This is a genomic window from Lacinutrix undariae (assembly GCF_052934785.1).
In genome coordinates this window covers 2987932-3004292 of sequence record NZ_CM128809.1, presented here as the reverse complement: position 1 = coordinate 3004292, position 16361 = coordinate 2987932, and the positions used below count along the sequence as shown (strand labels likewise).

The following is a 16361-nucleotide window of genomic DNA, read 5'->3' as shown; positions in this document are numbered from 1 at the left end:
ATAGAAAGATGAATTTAAGTGAAATTTTAAACAATCGTTATTCAGTAAAACAATTTGATGCTACTAAAAAGATCTCAAATTCAGATTTTAAACAAGTAAAAGAGTTATTACGTCTCAGTCCGTCGAGTATCAACTTACAACCTTGGCATTTTCTAATTGCAGATACCACAGAAGGTAAAGCGCGTATCGCAAAAGGTACAGAGGTTTCTTTTCCGTTTAATAGCCCTAAAGTTTTAGATGCCTCTCACGTCATTGTAATTGCTGCGCGTACACATGCAGACCAAGCGTATTTGACTCGTATTTTAGAACAAGAAGATAAAGATGGGCGTTTTGCTGCACAAGAATTTAAAGATCAAGTACAAGGTGGACGTAAGCTGTTTGTAGACCTTCATAAATACGACCTTAAAGATTTATCACATTGGATGGAGAAACAAGTGTATTTAAATATGGGGTCACTTTTATTAGGAGTTGCCGCTTTAGGTATTGATGCTTGTCCAATGGAAGGTGTAGATGTAAAAGCTTTAGATAAAGAATTTGATTTGCATGAAAAAGGCTATACAGCACTAGCTGTAGTCTCTTTAGGGTATAGAAAAGATACGGATTATAATGCGAAATTACCAAAATCGAGATTTTCAGAAGCGTCCATTATAACAAAATTATAAAACTTAAAAAACAATATAAATAATGAAAAAATTATTAAAAATATTTGGCGGTATCATCGTGAGCCTGTTAGCAATTAGTGCTGTAATATTTTTCTTTTTCCCAAAAGTATTGGTAGATCAAACCAATGCGAGTTATGCTAGTGCTGCAAACTTAGAAAAGAAAACAGTGGAAGTAAATGGCTACACCGTACATTTTTACGAAAGCAAAGCGAATGATGATAAACCAGACTTTGTAATGCTTCACGGAATGGCAGATGATAAAAATAGCTTTTTACAAACGGCTAAATTTCTATCTAATGAGTATCATCTCATTCTTCCTGATTTGGCTGGACACGGAGAGAATGAAAGAAAACAAGGATTAGATTATTCTATTAACGGACAAGCCACTTTTCTAAAATCGTTTTTAGCTGAACTTGGCGTAACAAATTTCAATCTCATAGGTAATTCAATGGGCGGACACACTGCTGCTGCCTACGCTATAAAATATCCTAATGATGTTAAAAATTTAGTTTTATTAGATGCTGCGGGTATTACAATAGACGACCACGTTGTGTATGGTGGTTTTGGTAAGAAAATCGAAAACAAAGAAGAGTTAAATGTTGTGCTTCAACGTGTTTTTTACAAAGTACCAGTCCTTCCAGGACCCATAGTAAATTATATGATAGAGACCGTGAATAACAGTAAAGATTTTGTTGATGACACTTTGATTCCTGCAATTACAAACGGAAAATACTTCAATCTTAAAGACGATGTTCAGTCTATAAAAGCGCCAACATTAGTATTACAAGGTAAACACGATGAAGTGGTACGTTTTAACGTCGCTGAATACTACAAAAACCACATTCCGAATGCAACTCTAGTAGTTATCGAAAACGCAGCACATTCACCACAATTAGAAGTTCCTGAAGAAGTTGCTGACGATATCAATCAATTTATAAAATAATAATAACATACAATTATGAAAAGCACCATAGTAAAATTCACTGCAAAACCAGCACACGCAACTAGTTTTGCAGCAACCTTAAAAGAAGCACAAGCAGCAACACAAAAAGAAGCTGGTAATAAAGACATTAAAGTATTTGTATCGAATACTGATGCCAATGTATTTTTTGTTTATGAACGTTGGGCAGATAAAGCAGCAATAACATCTCACGATAACGAACCTCACACGCAAAAACTAATGCAAGTAGGACAAACTGCTTTACAAACGGCTCCAGATTTTTATTTCTTAGGAGATACCAATCCGTTACCAGATCGTTCTAAATCTCCAAATGCTGAAGATGAATTATTCATTATTTTCTTCATTTTTAAGTTGAAAACAGAATTTAGAGCACAACTTTTAAATCAGTTTGAAGACCACATTACGCATACCAGAAAAGAGGAAAAAGGAAACATTCTTTTTGATTTATACACCGTAGACGACCAAGAAGATACTTTGGCGGTTTATGAACACTGGAGAAAAGAATCAGACGTTTGGGACATTCATTTTCATCAACCATACGCCATGAAAACAGGAAAATTGTTAGAAGAAGCGGTAGAAGGAGATTTAAAACAGTATATGCATTTTGTAACAGAAATATAATTTAGTTAAAGATGAAAAATTTAGTAAAAGCGTTGATTTGCGCATGTATACTAGTTATTGGAATTCAGAATGTTTCTGCTCAAGAACCAAGTATGAGAACTTTTGATAACAATACCAAAGCAGTACAATTAGAAAAGGGGACGATGCAAATTTTTGATTATGGAGAAACGAAAGTCCACGTTTATGAAACCAAAGGTTTTTTTAATACACATGCTTTTTTTATTGAAAAAAAGGGAAAAGGTGTGCTGATCGAGACTCCTCCAATGAAAGAAAATTACAATGAATTAGTGGATTATATTGTCAGTTTAGGTTATAAAGATATTGATGTAATGGTTTCCTATCATTTAATTGGAAAGCACTTTTTTGATACGGACAAGCTAAAATTCAATCACATTTATTCTAATCAAGAGTCGTTGGATTATATGGAGAATTCGGGAAATGAATCACTATCTGTCTTGAAAAAAGTCTCAGGGCAAGATCTTGATGAAACGACCATTGTGCCGACCGATTTATTGGAAGCAGGAGCTCAAGAGATTTCAGGGATTCCTTTTATTATTACGCCTACCGGTTTTGGTTTTGATGTAGAAATGCCAGAAATAAAGGCTGTCCACTTGCATATGGTTGGGCACGATAACCATACTATGATTTTCAATACTGAATTTATAGATACGGTAATTAAAGAGCTTACCGCTTTTAAAGAAAAAGGATATACCACCTATTTTTCTTCACATAGTGCTCCGGAAACTTCGGGAGATGTGACCATTAAAATCAATTACCTAAAAGAAATGAAAGCAATACTTGCTACTTCTAAAAGCAGCGAAGAATTCATTCAGAAAATGGATAAAACCTATCCTAATTTTGGATGGAGAAGTTACTTACTAGGAAGTGCGAACATGTTATTTTTAAAAAAATAATTCACCAATAAACACAAATAAAAGTTATGAAAAAGCAATTAATTTTCATCATCGCCCTATGTATCACACACATAACGGTTGCACAAACAACAAAAGAAGACAACTATAAAATAGGCGTAAAAATTGTAAACGAAGTTAATGGAGAAGGCGCTGTAAAAGGACTAGAAGCTGCTTTTAAAAGTGTGTCTCCAGATATGGCAGAATACATTATTCGTTATGGTTTTGGTGAAATTTACAACAGAGCAGGTTTAGATTTTAAAACTAAAGAATTGCTAATTATTGCTAGTCTTACTACACAAGCCAATGCGAAATCTCAATTAAAATCGCACATGAAAGCTGCACTAAACCTTGGTGTAACTCCAGATGAGATTTCTGAAACGATGATTTTGTTGAGTTTATATACTGGGTTTCCTGCTGCAAACAATGGCATTTTTGCTTTGAAAGAAGTTTTAGATGAAACTAATTATACAGCTTCTTCTAAAATAAATTCAACGGATCAATTAGTTAAAAACTGGGAATTAGAGGGTTTTGCTATGCCAGAGTCTATCGTAGCTTCTCCTACTGAAGATTGGTTGTATGTTTCTAACGTAAATCAGAATGAAAAAGGCTATATCAGCCGAATTACAAAAGCCGGTAAAGTAGATAATTATAAATGGATTACGGGTCTAAATAATCCTGCTGGTTTAGCTTTATACCAAGATAAATTATATGTGGGTGATGGAACAGAATTACATATCATTGATGTGAAAAAGGGTAAGTTGATTGCGAGTATTTCTTCAAAAGAGGCAATGGCTTTAAATGACGTTGCGATTTCAAAAGATGGGCAAGTATTTGTTTCAGATATTGCTAGTGGAAAAATTTTCACCCTAGAAAATAATAAGCTAGTCGTTTGGTTTCAAACATCAGAAATTATGCATCCAAACGGACTTTTTGTAGATGGTAATTCTTTAGTGATTGCCAATTTTGGTAGCGAATTATCTTTATCCTTAACGCCTGAAAAATTTGGAAGTATGTATAAAGTAAACCTAAAAGACAAGACATCTACGATGATTAAAAGCAGTTACCAACTAGGAACTTTAGATGGCTTAGCAGCAGTTAAAGATGGGTATTTAGTTACAGGCGGTACGGTTAGCGATTTGTTTTTTATTAATAACGATACTCGCAAAAGAGTAGGAACATTTCCTAAAGGATTAGCAGATATAAGTATTGAAGGTAATACGCTATATGCGCCAATTCTTTTTAGTAATAAAATTGAAGCGTTTTCACTTCCTATGGTTTACGATAAAAAGTAAGGCGTGCTTTGTTAATTAAATCATAAAATATTGATATTAAATAAATTACGGACACAATATACCATTAAAGGTACATTATTTACCATTACTAAACTACAAGACATTTTTAGATTTGTAGTATCATTAAAATTAACAAATAACTAAAATTAAAATTATGAAAAAAGTACAACTAACAGTAGTGTTAATTGGTGCTATCTTATTTGCATCTTGTACAGATAATTCTGCGGAATTAAAAAAATTAAATGAAAACATTACTAATTTGGAATCTAAAATAGAAGTTCAAAATCGGGAGCAAGCGACTTTAGAGGCAAACAAAAAAGTAGTAACAGATTTTTATCAAGACCTCTTCGGAAACCAGAATTATCAAAACATAGATAAATATGTTGGTCCGGTTTACATTCAGCACAACCCTAATGTTGCAGATGGTAGAGAAGCGCTTAAAGAAATGTTACCTATTTGGTTAAAAGATACTCCTAAATTTAAACTCAACTTCAATCTTATTGTTGCAGAAAAAGACCTAGTTTTTGTACAAGTAATTACAAATAAAGAAGGTGATAGAACCTCTACAATGGATGTTTTTAGAATTACAGACGGTAAAATTTCTGAACATTGGGATGCGTTTAACACCTTCAATAAAGGAGATAAATCTGCGAACGATAATCCTTTATTTTAATCAAATTCATCAAATATAATTTTTAAAAAAACACACCATATGAAAGCAATATTATTAAAGCAAGCAGGCGGACCAGAAAACCTTCATTTAGCAGAAGTAGAAAAACCAAGCATAAAAGAAAACGAAGTGTTAGTTGCTGTTAAAGCAATTTCATTAAACCCTGCAGATGTAAAACCAAAGTACGCTGACAAAATGTTGGATTCAATGTACGGTAAAAATCGTCCAGTTATTTTAGGATGGGATATTGCAGGAACAGTAACTGAGGCTGGTACAGCCGTTACCGATTTTAAAGTAGGTGATACTGTTTTTGGGATGGTAAACTTTCCAGGAGCAGGTAAAGCATACGCGGAATTTGTTGCAGCTCCAGAAGCTCATTTAGCACTTATGCCAAGCAACGTTTCTTTTGAAGAAGCTGCTGCGACCACTTTGGCTGCTTTAACGGCATTACAAATTTTAGAAGGAAAAATTAATAAAGGAGATAAAGTTTTAATTCAAGCTGGTTCTGGTGGAGTTGGCCATTTTGCAATACAAATTGCAAAGAGTTTTGGTGCGTATGTTATTGCAACTGCATCAGCCAAGAACAAAGATTTTATACTGTCTATTGGTGCAGATGAAGCTATTGATTATCACACACAAAAATTTGAAGAAGTTTTATCAGAAATCGATTTTGTTTTAGATACTCAAGGTGGTCAAGTATTAGTGAACTCCACTAAGGTTTTAAAAGATGAAGGAACAGTAATTACCACTTTTGGTATGGATATGCCCGAAGAAGCTAAAGCTATAGCAGAGAAAGGAAACAAAACGGTTTCTAATATTTTAGTGCATTCTAGCGCTAAAGACATGAATACTTTAAAAGGAATGTTAGAAAGCGGAGCTATTAAACCAAATATCTATAAAACCTTTGCTTTTGAAGATATGGCAGACGCACATAGAGAAGTTGAAAAAGGAAGAACAGTTGGTAAAGTAATTGTTACTATTTAAGAGCAATTTGGTTATGGAAAATAATAATTCTACAAATGCTTTAATTTTTAACAAAGATGCATCAAACCAGAAGAAAAGACCTTTTTTAGTAGATAAAGAAGAGTATCCTTTTAAAAGTAATTGGTATGAGAAAGATGGCATTTCTATGCACTACATAGATGAAGGAAAAGGCATCCCTATTGTTTTAGCACACGGAAACCCAGAATGGTCATTTATATATAGAAATATTATAAAAGAGTTATCTGGAGAAGCAAGATTAATAGCTTATGATTTACCCGGTTTTGGATTTTCAGATACGCCTAAAGATTTTAATTATACCCCACAAGAACATGCGAAATGGGTAAAATCTTTGGTACTTGATCATTTAAAACTTGAAAAGTTTATTTTGGTTGTGCAAGATTGGGGCGGACCAACCGCTTTGCATCTTGCTACAAACCATCCAAATAGGATTCTAGGAACCGTTATTTCTAATACTTGGGCGTGGAAAGCGAATCCTGAATCAGAAAAATTTTCTAATTTCTTTAAAACGGAAGAAGGAAAAAGACTTATTTATGAGGAGAATTACTTTGTAAGAACATTGCTTTTAAAAAGTATGAATAAAAAACCGGGCAATAATCAAGTGATTATTAATGCTTATGAAATGGCATTTCCAACACCAGAATCTAGAAAAGGAACATTGATTTTTCCACAGCATATTACACTTTCAGAATCTTGGTTTCTAGAAATAGAAGAAAAATTACACCTTTTAGCAGACAAGCCAGTGGAATTGATCTTTGGTGAGAAAAATAGAACTTTAGGAAATCCAGCATCTATTGCTAAATGGCGTTCTTATTATCCAAACGCAAATGTTCAATTATTGCCAAATGCAGATCATTTTACGCAAGAGGAAAGTCCTGAGAGTTTTGTGTTTGCGTTGAGACGAATATTAAAAGAGATTATAGAAAATAAGAATTCTATATAAATAGTACTAAAAAAACGAGATAAAATGAAATACGAAATTACAATGTTTTCCGATTTTCAATGCCCATATTGCTACATTGCAAAAGGAACTATTGATGGACTGAAAAAAGAATATGATATTGAAATCAACTTTAGAGGTTATGAAATTCATTCAGACATACCTGAAAACGGTATTCCTTCAAAAGATTATTTCCCAAATGCAAAACAGAAAAATGTTCAGCTACAAGAATTTGGACGTCAATTCGGCTATGAATTTGCAGATATAACGGCTATGCCTAATTCTAACAAAGCATTACAAGTTGCAGAGTATGCTAAAGAGGTAAACAAATCTGATGCCTTTAATACCCTAATGTACGAAGCGTTCTTTTTTAAAGACATAAACATAAGTTTGGTTCCCGAAATAAAAAAAATGGCATTGACAGTAGGTATTTCAGAAGCAGCAATAGATCAGGTTTTTGAGACTAATAAGTATAAAAAAATATTAGAAGCCAATAAAATGTTTTGTATTGATAATAATATTTCTAGTGTTCCAACTTTTATTATTAATAATAAAATTATAGTGGTTGGGGCTCAAAGTGCTGAAAATTTCAGAAAAGTCTTTGAAGAATTAAAAGTATAAATGAACAATATTAATTCACTGTATGAAATGGCTTATGTGCAAATGCAATTTATTATTTAAAACATTTTGCGTCTTTTTTAATTATTTGCGTCTATAAATAAATCAAAGATTTATTTATACAACTATGAATACTGAAATTATACATGTTTGGAATGATATGAATGGCCGATTAACAAATTTTGTTAACGGAAAAGTTAAGGATCCTGAACTTACAAAAGATATTGTTCAAGATGTTTTTTTAAAGGCGTTTATAAAATTTGACTCTTTAAAGAATAAAGAGAAATTGGTGTCTTGGATTTATCAAATAACACGTAACGAAATAATTTCTCATTTTAGAAAATTAAAATTTGAAACATCTTCCGATAACATAGAGGCTGAAGATTATGCCAACGATTCACTGACCTCTGAACTCTCACATTGCATTAGTCCGTTTATAAATTCACTTCCAGAAAAGTATAAACAAGCAATTATTTTGGCTGATATTGAAAATATTCCGCAAAAAGAAATAGCAAAACGTTTAAACATTTCGTATTCAGGTGCAAAATCTAGAGTACAACGAGGTAGAGAATTATTAAAATCTTCTTACGACCAATGTTGTGAAATATCTACAGATGTATATGGTGATGTAATAGATTACAAAGAAAAAAAATGCAATCCATCTTGTGATTAACTATTTTTTTTGCGTCTTTTTATAAGGTTGACGTCTATAGAGTGAAAATTAAATTATAACACTTTAAATAGATATAGTATGTCACAAGAAATTAAAGAAAACGTAAAAGAAGCATATACAAGAGTCGCTAATTCTGGAGCAGGTTGTGGTTGCGGACCAACAGCTTGCTATTCGCCAATTCAAGACTGGTCCATGAGTGAAAGTTATGCTAAAGTTGATGGTTATGAAGCAGATGCAGACTATGCTTTAGGATGCGGAATCCCAACAGAACACGCTAAAATCAAAGAAGGAGACACCGTTCTAGATTTAGGTTCTGGTGCAGGAAATGATGCCTTTGTTGCTAGAAGAATTGTTGGAGAATCTGGTCATGTAATTGGTGTTGATATGACGGAAGCAATGATTAAAAAAGCAAATGAGAACAAACAGAAATTAGGGTATACAAATGTAGATTTTGTTTTAGGCGAAATTGAAGCACTTCCATTAAAAGAGAACTCCATTGATATTTCCGTAAGTAACTGTGTCCTTAATTTGGTGCCAAATAAGACGAAAGCATATCAAGAAGTATATCGCGTATTAAAACCTGGAGGACATTTTAGTATGTCGGATATAGTATTGAGAGGTACTTTACCAAAAGGTATTATGGAAGCGGCAGAAATGTATGCAGGCTGTATTTCTGGAGCATTACAGCAAGAAGATTATATAGAAGCTATAAAAGATGCTGGATTCAAAAACATTACCATTACTAAAGAACGTATTATAGATATGCCAGATATTGTGTTGTTGAATTATGTATGTTGCCCAGAAGAATTAGAAAAGTTCAAGGCAAGTGATAATGCAATTATTAGTCTTGGTGTTTATGCTGAAAAATAATTATATCCGATTAATTAATATAAAAATGCCACATTCCATAATGAGGCATTTTTTTTGCGTCTTTTTTTTAATCAGCCGTCTATACACAAAATACAATAAAAATGAGTCAATTTGATATAATACACGAGAACCAAAACAATTTTGCTAAGAGTAATCCTAATTACTTAAAAGGAATGTTTGGTGCAACAGATGTCATGCCTTTATGGATTGCCGATATGGATTTTGAAATAGCAAAACCCATACAAGAAGCTTTGCAAACATTGGTAACAAGAAATATGTATGCCTATGAATTTAATACTGATGAAGTTTTTAAAGCGATTACTGATTGGAATTTAAAACGCCATCAATTAAAATTAAATCCTAAATCCTTTGTACAAGTTGCTGGAGTGCTTACAGGAATAGGTATCCTAATTAGAGAATTAACAGAAAAAGGAGATGGAATACTAGTACAAACACCTGTTTATCATCAGTTTTTTAAGGTTATTGAATCTGCAGAAAGAAAAGTAATCCATAATAAATTGAAAGTAATTGATGGCCAATATCAAATGGATTTTGAGGATATGGAGCGTAAACTTAAAACCCTAAATATTAAAGCAATATTACTTTGTAATCCTCACAATCCTGTTGGAAGGGTTTGGACAAAGGAAGAATTACAAAAATTAGTAGATCTTGCAAACCAATATAATGTGACTATTATTAGTGATGAAATTCATTCAGATATTGTGTATTCTAAATCACAATTTAATAGCATCGCTTCATTAACTAATAGCGAAAATCACATTGCCGTTTTAGGTTCGCCAGCAAAAACCTTTGGGATGCAAAGCATTTCTAATGGATACTTATATATACCAAATAAAGAAACTCATAAGCAAGTTAAAAACACTATAGGTTCTTTGTATTTAGATCACGGAAATATACTTTCTGCAAATGCTACAATTGCTGCATATACAAAAGGCGAGGAGTGGTTAGATGATTTATTGGTGTATCTTGAAAAAACCATGCAGTGGATAGAAAATTTTATGCAAAATGAACTACCATAAGTCACCCTTTTTAAACCAGAAGGAACGTATCAAATTTGGTTAGATTTTAGTAAATTGAATCTTTCGGATGCTGCTTTAAAACATTTAGTGGTGCATCAAGCAAAATTAGCGTTAACACCTGGAGATTGGTTTGAAAGTTCACACACACAGTTTATGCGTATGAATGTAGCGTCACCATTAACTAAGATTCAGCAAGCGTTTCATCAATTAAAAAAAGCGGTTGATGATGGTGTAGATTGCTCTTTTAATGAAAATGCTAACACAAACGATTGTTGTTCTTGTTAACCGAGTAATTATAACAATAGTATTCAAAATAAAACCCAATAGAATCTCTATTGGGTTTATTGTTTTTTTAATTAACTACTTCAGTTTTGAATAAAAAGTAAGAAGCAATTGTATTTAAGTGATCACGCTTTTTCAACGTCATCATACAATGGTAAAAACATTTATTTAAAGTGGTTAGTTATGATTTATCATTAAGATTAGAGCTTATAAACATTTTGTTTTCTTCCTCTGAAATAATATCCAAAAATCGATCGTAGTTTTTCAAAACATCCGAAATTAATTCCTTTTTAGTAAAATATTGAATGTCATAACTTTCTCGTGTATCTCCAAAATACACTTTAGGGTAGAAGGTTCCATCTTTTTGCACCTCAGGTAAATTATCTTCATCTCCAAAATAAGTAGCTACTTTTTTTGAAGTCGTAGTAACACCGTAAATAAAATTATTAACCATACTGTGTTTTATTTCCAATTCAATTGTTGTTGGATTTTGTTGGTAACTAACAGTGGCATTAATTCCATTTGCTGCAAATTCTGTTTTTAAGTCGGTAAACGCTTCTTTAACAACGGTATTAATAAATATATCTATAGATGCACGGTCTTTTGTTGCAACAATTTGTTTTAGTCTGTTTTTCCATAAACTTCCAGACCATGGAACTGTTGTTTTTGAGAAGGTACGGTCATAATAAGATTGGTCAATGGCAAGTGCTTTAACTAAGCTTATAATAAATAAAATCATAATAACAGAAAATGGTAGCGCCGTAATCAAGGTCATACTCTGAAGTGCCTTTAAACCTCCTGCATTAAGAAGTAATAGTGCTAACACTGCCATTAAAACTCCCCATAAAATAGTTTGCCATTTAGGAGATTTAAGAGCATTTTTAGTCGCTATATTATTCATTACAAAAATCCCAGAATCTGCAGATGTCACAAAAAATATAATAACGATTAAAATAGTCATAAAACTAGCTATTGTGGAAAATGGTAAATATTCTAAAAATCGAAACATCAACACATCAGGATTACTGGCTAATTGACTAAGTGCTCCATTGGCAACATTAGCGTCATACCAAATGGCACTATTCCCGAATACGGTCATCCAAATAAAATTAAACAGACTTGGTATTAAAAGAACTGCTACAATAAATTCGCTAATGGTTCTCCCTTTAGATATTTTCGCGATAAAAAGACCTACGTAAGGTGACCAAGAAATCCACCAGGCCCAATAAAGTATCGTCCAATCATAAAACCAAGGCAGGGTTTCTTCCTCATACACGTGGGTATCGAAAGTTAGATTAAAAAAATTGGTGATATAATTTCCCAAACCTTCCGTAAAACTTCCTATCAAAAAAACAGTTGGGCCCACAATCAATACAAATAGTAGCAAACAAACCACTAAAATCACATTAATATTACTGAATAACTTGATTCCTTTATCTAAACCAGTTAATGAGGACGCAATGGCCAAAGAAACCAAAACACCCACAATTATAATTTGGTAAAAAAAGCTGGTATCAGGAACAATATTTAGTATTTGCAATCCAGAATTAATTTGAACAACGCCAAAACCCAAAGTCGTCGTGATTCCGAAAAAAGTACTACAGAGGGCAAAAACATCAATAACATCACCCCACTTTCCATTAATTTTGTCTTTAAGTAAAGGGTAAAAACAACTTCTGAGAGATAATGGTAATTTCAATCTATACGAAAAATAGGCAAGTGATAATCCTACTACAGCATAAATAGCCCAGGCATGAACTCCCCAATGGAAAAAGGTATAGAGTTGTGCGTTTTTTGCCGGATTCATATAGTGTTCTAAACCAAAAACTTCAGATGCGTAATGCTGCATTGGTTCGGCTACTCCAAAATACATTAAACCTATTCCCATACCTGCCGCAAACAACATAGACATCCAAGAGAAAAAAGAGTGTTCTGGTCTGCTGTCGTTATTTCCGAGGCGGATTTTCCCGTATTTACTGAATAATAGGTAGATCAAGAAAATAACAAAAAATGTAACCGCCCAAATGTAAACCCAATTCAAATTAACAAAAATGAAGTTTTTAATAATATTTAGAATATAGTCTGCCATTTCAGGATAGACTATTGAAGTAATAGAGATAAGGAGAATAAATAGAATGCTTGGTAAAAAAACACCCTTAATCAACGTTGTTTTGAACATATACTTAGTTCTTTAGATTTAAAAGTTATGCTTAAAAATTAAAACCCACCATTTTATTATTGCTGAACATAAAATTTACTGCATAAATGATTTTTATTTTAATAGAGGCAAAATACAAATTTAGAACGACCTCTAAATGCAATTTTTATTTTAATTATGTAAAAGAGGTAGATCAACTTTAATTTTATAAAATTCACGTGTTTGTTAGTCAATCCACAAGAATCGCGTAAGTAACTAATTACAAGATGGGCAAATTATGAGCAGTGCGCATTTTGTTGTATTTATCTAGTTAATAGTGTAATTTACACTACAATCAATCTCATGCCAAATAGACTTTTGCATAATTACGCCATATAAGTTTGATAACCATTATATCTGTAATATTATTGGAAGTTCATGAAAACAATAAAAAATAACAAATAAATACGCTTTTTATGAAACGATATATCAAGAATCATTTATCTGAAGAAAAACTTTTTTTTCATTTTCAATCTGACTGACTATATTTTTTAGTGTATCTTAAAAGGTAAACTATTATTCAAGCATATAAAATTTTAGCTTTGTTATAAAAAAATAAACCCTCATAATTTTTACAACTATGAGGGTTTATATTGTTTTAAAAATATGTTGTAGACATAAAAAAGAAGTAATTTTATGGCTATTATAAATTTACAGATGCTCTTCTTTCTCTGTTATTTCTTCGCTTTCATGTTTAAACAAATAACGCTCTTTACTATCGTCTAGTTCATTCATCCATTCTGTGTGATGCGTCTCTGCCATGCTGCCTGTTACAACACTTCTAAAGTTTTTATCGCGATATGTTAAAATATTATCATCTTTATCTTGTAACCATTCTTTAAACATTTCTGCTACTTTATCTACATTAAAATCAGGGTAATTAGATAAGCTTAATAAATCTTTAATATATTCAGTTTGAAAATCTACGTTGTTATGACACGATTTCAATTTTTCATTTTCAATTAACCATTTATTAATATCTAAACGTCTTTCTGGTTTTGATGGTATTTTGTAACTACCCATCATAAAGTCTCTAGCAACCCAAGCCTGTGCATCAAACATATTAAATGTATAGTACTGATCTTGCATTCCCAAATAAATTAAATTAGGCACATCATTAAAGAAAATACCTTTATATAAATTATCTGGATATAAATTATTTTTAGTTTTTAAACGTAATTCATCTGGTAAAAAAGGAAATTTATGTTGATAACCAGTACACATAATTACAGCATCAAATTTTTGAGAAGTACCATCTTTAAAATGAGCATTTGCACCATCAAAATACTTTAACAAAGGAACCTCCTTAATACCTTCTGGCCAATTTACACCAATAGGGTTACTTCTATAACTTAAGGTTACAGATTTCGCACCATGTTTATGACATTGTACGCTAATATCTTCGGCAGAATAACTACTCCCAATCACTAATAAATCTTGATCCTTATAAGGATCTGCTCCTCTAAAATCATGTGCATGCATAACTTGACCAGGAAATTGTTCTATTCCTTCAAAATATGGCATGTTTGGTGTAGAAAAATGACCAGATGCCACAACTAAATAATCAAATTCTTCTGAATATGTTTTGTCTATCTTTAAATTATCTAAAGTAATTTTAAACTTCTTCGTTTCTTCATCATAACTTATCCAACGAACAGTAGTGTCAAAACGAATATAATCTCTAACATTATTTTTTTTAATTCTACCTTGAATATAATCGAACAAAACAGGTCTTGGCGGATAACTTGATATTGGCTTTTTAAAATGCTCGTCAAATGAATAATCAGAAAACTCTAAGCATTCCTTGGGGCCGTTAGACCATAAATATTTATACATACTACCATGTGCAGGTTCTCCATATTTACCAACACCAGTTCTCCAAGAATAATTCCACATGCCACCCCAATTACTTTGTTTTTCAAAACAAACTACTTCAGGCACTTCTAATCCTTGTTTTTTTGCTGATTCAAAAGCTCTTAATTGTGCTAAACCACTTGGACCTGCACCAATAATTGCAACTCTTTTTTTCTTAACATCCATGTAATATATGTTTAAACATCTGTGCAGATTATAAAAAACTGCACAAACAAATTATAATTTAAATACGTTGTAAATTGCTACGTTAATGTAGCGGGAGAAATAACTCAGAATTCAATTTAGAATATTTTAAAATCCGATTTTTTTGTAATGAAATTAAGGCTGTTCTCTCAAAGTTTTAAATATACTTTTTTTTATCGAATAAACGCAATAAAACCTAGTAAACATAGGTGTTTTGTTTGTTTTTTATATTTTAAAAAAGATGTTATTTAAAACTTTTCACCTAAGTGTAACATCTATAATTGTTGTTCCTCCATTAAAGAAAGATCTCGTAAGGTTTTATTATAATACTAGGAGAGAGGAACATATTATTTTAAGGCACTAGCAACACACAATGTAAATAATTAAAGCACTTCAATCTAAACCATAACACCCTACCACATCCGGTAATTTAAGACAAACCAACAAACTCCCCTCCACATCAATCTCAATGTTTCAGCAATAGAAAAGAATATAGAACCATAACAAGATAACCCCATAACACTATAATTTAAGCAGCAATTCAAAACCTACAAAACCACAATCATCCAAAGAATCAAACGCAGAGTAACAATCTGTATCCAATAGAGCAATAACCTGTAGAATTCAATAAAATCACAACACCCTTTTTGTTAAAACAACTATATTAGCAGTAGTAATATCTATAAGTATAATACAACCACCTACTGTTTTTACAAGAAAGCATGGTACGTAATAATGCACGTAATTAAGTTCGCAATAATATAAGACAATATCTAAAAATTGACATTAGTCATTGAAACCGTAAGAATTTAAAATTTCAGACAAAATTCAGAATAAATGTAACACTTCATAAAAAAGAAACTCTTTAGTTTAAAATAAAAAAATGAAATCATTATTAATCACATTTATTGCATTACTAACATTCTCAAATTCTTGTAGTTCGCAAAACAATTCTAATACTGAAGTAAATAATACAAGCAAAAAAATAATCATCATTGGAGCTGGTACATCTGGACTTTCAGCAGCAAAATATTTTAAAGATAAGGGTGTTAATGTTATAGTATTAGAAGCTCAAGATAAAATTGGAGGACGATTAAAAACAGATAGAAGTTTAGGTATTGCTTTTGATGAAGGTGCGAGTTGGATACACGGACCAAAAGGTAATCCTATAACTTCAATAGCCGATAAAGCTGGAGCAAATACCTTTCTAACCTCTGATGATAATCTTGCAGTTTTTGATTATAATGGACAAGAATATTCCGATTCTAAATTAATAAAAACAGAAAGAAAGTATAATACGGTTTTGAGAAATATTGATGGTAGCAAAAAGGAAAGCTTTGGTGACGTTTTTTATAAAGATTATCCACAATACAAAAACAATCGCCTATGGACATATATGATGTCTACTTATTTAGAATTCGATACAGGAGGAGATATTTATAAATTATCATCACAAGATTTTTACGATGACGAAGCGTTTGATGGTGAAGATGTTATTATTACAAATGGTTATGATAAAGTTGCCAATTATTTAGCACAGAATATTGATATTTGACTTAAT

Annotated in this window: 16 protein-coding genes; 14 read left to right on the top strand and 2 right to left on the bottom strand. The window is 31.8% G+C overall.

What is annotated here, in order from left to right:
* The first annotated feature begins 8 nt into the window (after window positions 1–8).
* From nfsB to ACU4C5_RS13400, 13 genes are all read left to right on the top strand, one after another.
* The gene (nfsB, locus tag ACU4C5_RS13460) at window positions 9–662 is read left to right on the top strand and encodes an oxygen-insensitive NAD(P)H nitroreductase (RefSeq protein ID WP_446844729.1); all 654 of its coding nucleotides are present in this window, start codon (window positions 9–11) and stop codon (window positions 660–662) included.
* Between the two features lie 22 nt (window positions 663–684).
* Window positions 685–1605 (top strand): alpha/beta fold hydrolase, encoded by a 921-nt coding sequence (locus tag ACU4C5_RS13455; protein WP_446844728.1) that lies wholly within the window; start codon window positions 685–687, stop codon window positions 1603–1605.
* 15 nt (window positions 1606–1620) lie between these two features.
* A complete protein-coding gene (locus tag ACU4C5_RS13450) occupies window positions 1621–2244 on the top strand; it encodes a putative quinol monooxygenase (protein WP_446844727.1) in 624 nt (207 codons plus the stop codon).
* Between the two features lie 11 nt (window positions 2245–2255).
* Entirely contained in the window at window positions 2256–3158 is a 903-nt protein-coding gene (locus ACU4C5_RS13445; RefSeq protein ID WP_446844726.1) for a hypothetical protein, read from the top strand.
* Window positions 3159–3184: 26 nt separating this feature from the next.
* Window positions 3185–4450, top strand: coding sequence for a carboxymuconolactone decarboxylase family protein (locus tag ACU4C5_RS13440; protein WP_446844725.1), 1266 nt, complete (start codon window positions 3185–3187; stop codon window positions 4448–4450).
* A 154-nt stretch (window positions 4451–4604) separates the two neighbouring features.
* Window positions 4605–5123 (top strand): nuclear transport factor 2 family protein, encoded by a 519-nt coding sequence (locus ACU4C5_RS13435; protein WP_446844724.1) that lies wholly within the window; start codon window positions 4605–4607, stop codon window positions 5121–5123.
* 39 nt (window positions 5124–5162) lie between these two features.
* Window positions 5163–6104 carry an NADP-dependent oxidoreductase gene (locus tag ACU4C5_RS13430; RefSeq protein ID WP_446844723.1) on the top strand — a complete coding sequence of 314 codons (942 nt, stop codon included), beginning with the start codon at window positions 5163–5165 and terminating at the stop codon, window positions 6102–6104.
* 13 nt (window positions 6105–6117) lie between these two features.
* Window positions 6118–7065 carry an alpha/beta fold hydrolase gene (locus ACU4C5_RS13425; protein WP_446844722.1) on the top strand — a complete coding sequence of 316 codons (948 nt, stop codon included), beginning with the start codon at window positions 6118–6120 and terminating at the stop codon, window positions 7063–7065.
* Window positions 7066–7089: 24 nt separating this feature from the next.
* On the top strand, window positions 7090–7683 hold the full coding sequence (locus ACU4C5_RS13420; RefSeq protein ID WP_446844721.1) for a DsbA family oxidoreductase: 594 nt from the start codon (window positions 7090–7092) through the stop codon (window positions 7681–7683).
* A 124-nt stretch (window positions 7684–7807) separates the two neighbouring features.
* Entirely contained in the window at window positions 7808–8353 is a 546-nt protein-coding gene (gene sigZ / locus ACU4C5_RS13415; protein ID WP_446844720.1) for an RNA polymerase sigma factor SigZ, read from the top strand.
* Between the two features lie 78 nt (window positions 8354–8431).
* Window positions 8432–9223 (top strand): arsenite methyltransferase, encoded by a 792-nt coding sequence (gene arsM / locus ACU4C5_RS13410; protein ID WP_446844719.1) that lies wholly within the window; start codon window positions 8432–8434, stop codon window positions 9221–9223.
* 101 nt (window positions 9224–9324) lie between these two features.
* Entirely contained in the window at window positions 9325–10263 is a 939-nt protein-coding gene (locus ACU4C5_RS13405) for a MalY/PatB family protein (RefSeq protein ID WP_446844718.1), read from the top strand.
* A 54-nt stretch (window positions 10264–10317) separates the two neighbouring features.
* Entirely contained in the window at window positions 10318–10548 is a 231-nt protein-coding gene (locus ACU4C5_RS13400) for a hypothetical protein (protein WP_446844717.1), read from the top strand.
* Between the two features lie 178 nt (window positions 10549–10726).
* Here ACU4C5_RS13400 and ACU4C5_RS13395 read toward each other — a convergent pair whose 3' ends face one another.
* Together ACU4C5_RS13395 and ACU4C5_RS13390 are read right to left on the bottom strand one after the other, a co-directional pair.
* Entirely contained in the window at window positions 10727–12724 is a 1998-nt protein-coding gene (locus ACU4C5_RS13395) for a BCCT family transporter (RefSeq protein ID WP_446844716.1), read from the bottom strand.
* 669 nt (window positions 12725–13393) lie between these two features.
* Window positions 13394–14782 carry a trimethylamine monooxygenase gene (locus tag ACU4C5_RS13390; RefSeq protein ID WP_446844715.1) on the bottom strand — a complete coding sequence of 463 codons (1389 nt, stop codon included), beginning with the start codon at window positions 14780–14782 and terminating at the stop codon, window positions 13394–13396.
* Window positions 14783–15683: 901 nt separating this feature from the next.
* Between ACU4C5_RS13390 and ACU4C5_RS13385 the strand changes: the two genes are divergently transcribed.
* A complete protein-coding gene (locus ACU4C5_RS13385) occupies window positions 15684–16355 on the top strand; it encodes a flavin monoamine oxidase family protein (RefSeq protein ID WP_446844714.1) in 672 nt (223 codons plus the stop codon).
* The last annotated feature ends 6 nt before the right edge of the window (window positions 16356–16361 follow it).

What these genes read in the sequence shown, in the direction of transcription:
- ACU4C5_RS13425 (WP_446844722.1), top strand. Translation starts at nt 6,118, where the DNA reads ATGGAAAATAATAATTCTACAAATGCTTTAATTTTTAACAAAGATGCA.
- ACU4C5_RS13455 (WP_446844728.1), top strand. Translation starts at nt 685, where the DNA reads ATGAAAAAATTATTAAAAATATTTGGCGGTATCATCGTGAGCCTGTTA.
- ACU4C5_RS13445 (WP_446844726.1), top strand. Translation starts at nt 2,256, where the DNA reads ATGAAAAATTTAGTAAAAGCGTTGATTTGCGCATGTATACTAGTTATT.
- sigZ (WP_446844720.1), top strand. Translation starts at nt 7,808, where the DNA reads ATGAATACTGAAATTATACATGTTTGGAATGATATGAATGGCCGATTA.
- ACU4C5_RS13435 (WP_446844724.1), top strand. Translation starts at nt 4,605, where the DNA reads ATGAAAAAAGTACAACTAACAGTAGTGTTAATTGGTGCTATCTTATTT.
- ACU4C5_RS13420 (WP_446844721.1), top strand. Translation starts at nt 7,090, where the DNA reads ATGAAATACGAAATTACAATGTTTTCCGATTTTCAATGCCCATATTGC.
- ACU4C5_RS13405 (WP_446844718.1), top strand. Translation starts at nt 9,325, where the DNA reads ATGAGTCAATTTGATATAATACACGAGAACCAAAACAATTTTGCTAAG.
- ACU4C5_RS13450 (WP_446844727.1), top strand. Translation starts at nt 1,621, where the DNA reads ATGAAAAGCACCATAGTAAAATTCACTGCAAAACCAGCACACGCAACT.
- ACU4C5_RS13430 (WP_446844723.1), top strand. Translation starts at nt 5,163, where the DNA reads ATGAAAGCAATATTATTAAAGCAAGCAGGCGGACCAGAAAACCTTCAT.
- ACU4C5_RS13385 (WP_446844714.1), top strand. Translation starts at nt 15,684, where the DNA reads ATGAAATCATTATTAATCACATTTATTGCATTACTAACATTCTCAAAT.
- nfsB (WP_446844729.1), top strand. Translation starts at nt 9, where the DNA reads ATGAATTTAAGTGAAATTTTAAACAATCGTTATTCAGTAAAACAATTT.
- ACU4C5_RS13440 (WP_446844725.1), top strand. Translation starts at nt 3,185, where the DNA reads ATGAAAAAGCAATTAATTTTCATCATCGCCCTATGTATCACACACATA.
- arsM (WP_446844719.1), top strand. Translation starts at nt 8,432, where the DNA reads ATGTCACAAGAAATTAAAGAAAACGTAAAAGAAGCATATACAAGAGTC.
- ACU4C5_RS13390 (WP_446844715.1), bottom strand. Translation starts at nt 14,782, where the DNA reads ATGGATGTTAAGAAAAAAAGAGTTGCAATTATTGGTGCAGGTCCAAGT.
- ACU4C5_RS13395 (WP_446844716.1), bottom strand. Translation starts at nt 12,724, where the DNA reads ATGTTCAAAACAACGTTGATTAAGGGTGTTTTTTTACCAAGCATTCTA.